2 protein-coding genes are annotated in these 1879 nt (G+C 47.2%); both read left to right on the forward strand.

Annotated elements, in window-relative coordinates; genetic code table 11:
* A partial coding sequence (locus R7Q47_RS23540) for a PDZ domain-containing protein (protein WP_029807568.1) occupies positions 1-687 on the forward strand: 687 nt, incomplete at its 5' end.
* Between the two features lie 196 nt (positions 688-883).
* Positions 884-1879, forward strand: a 996-nt coding sequence (gene degS / locus R7Q47_RS23545; protein WP_318089521.1) for an outer membrane-stress sensor serine endopeptidase DegS, incomplete at its 3' end; no start/stop codon positions are given.

Consider the following 1879-nt stretch of genomic DNA (forward strand, 5'->3'; position numbering starts at 1 on the left):
ATTAACACCGCCATTTTGGGACCAAATGGCGGCAACGTCGGGATTGGTTTTGCGATCCCATCGAACATGATGAGAAACCTCACTGAGCAGATTTTAGAATTTGGTGAAGTAAAACGTGGCATGTTGGGCGTTCAAGGTGGTGAAGTGACCTCTGAGCTGGCAGAAGCACTGGGTTACGAGTCAAGTAAAGGGGCATTCATCAGCCAAGTCGTGCCTGATAGCGCAGCGGACAAAGCGGGTCTAAAAGCCGGTGATGTGGTTGTATCAGTTAACGGTAAGTCAATCGACACTTTCTCTGAGTTGCGCGCTAAAGTCGCCACATTAGGAGCAGGTAAGAAGATCACGCTAGGCGTTATTCGTGATGGTAAGAGCAAATCGTTTGACGTGACTCTTGGCGAGTCCACCAACATGAAAGCCAAAGCGGAAACGTTGCATGAAGGCCTAAAAGGAGCAGAGTTAAGTAACACTACACCAAGTGATGCAATCCAAGGGGTAAAAGTCTCCAGTGTTGCAGAGAATTCACCTGCCGCGCAATACCAGCTAAAACAAGGTGACATCATTATTGGCGTCAATCGTCAACGAGTGAAAAACCTTGCGGAGCTTCGCTCTATTGTTGATAAACACAAAGGTGTGCTTGCACTAAATATCCAACGCGGGGAACGCACTATCTACTTGGTGATTCGATAGTCTCTAGCCTCTAAAATCAGGGCAAACCCAGACGATTGAATCATCACTCTTGGTGATGAAGCTCGAAGAGTTAATCTTACTATCAATCTGATTATTAAAAGGGCAGTGCGATCACGCACTGCCCTTTTGTTATTTTTCAATGTAATGCTATTCTTCACCTTTCTATGCCATTTTGGCGCTCATGCATGGAGAGGATATGCTTAGCTTTTTATTACGTTCTGTCTTTTTAGGCTTAGCAACCGCTGCCGTTGTACTGCTCGCAGTTCCATCATTGCGCAATAACGTTATTCCTGTCGCGCTCGACCAACAACCGAAAAATATCGCATCTCTTGAGTTGTCGTTTAACCAAGCCGTAAGAAGAGCGGCGCCAGCGGTTGTGAACATCTACAGCCGAAAATACGTTGAAAACGATCGTAGTAAACTCTCGACACAAGGGCTGGGTTCTGGGGTTATCGTCAGCGAAAAAGGTTATATCATTACCAACTATCACGTGGTAGCTCAAGCAGACCAAGTCGTTGTTGCATTGCAAGATGGTCGAGCTGCTGCCGCTCAACTTGTTGGCACCGACAAACGCACGGACATTGCCGTTTTACGAGTTGAAGGTTCTAACCTACCGGTCATCCCATTAAATTCCGAATACAAACCTCAGGTTGGTGATGTCGTTTTAGCGATTGGTAACCCATACAACTTAGGGCAAACCACGACCTTCGGCATTATTTCCGCGACAGGTCGCTCTTCTATTAGCGATGGTCGTCAAGCCTTCATCCAAACTGATGCTGCAATCAATGAAGGTAACTCGGGCGGCGCATTGGTGAATACTCAAGGTGAATTGGTGGGCATCAACACCGCGTCTTTCCAGCAGGCAACCGATCTTGAAACCTACGGTATCTCATTCGCAATCCCTGCCCCACTCGCCAGCAAAATTATGCAGAAAATCATCGCTGATGGTCGTGTGATTCGCGGCTACATCGGTATTGATGGGCAAGACATCAATGCAGTGACGGCCCGTTTACTAGGAAACGAGCACATTGGCGGTATCGTTGTTTTAGGTATCGACCCAAATGGTCCAGCAAGTGCCGCAGGCTTTGAAAAACAAGACATCATTATCAGTATCGATGGCAATAAAGTTCAGGGCCGTCAAAGCGTGATGGATATCGTCACGGATTTACGCCCAGGCACTTCTGTCGACGTT

It is taken from the genome of Vibrio sp. Vb0349 (assembly GCF_033338975.1).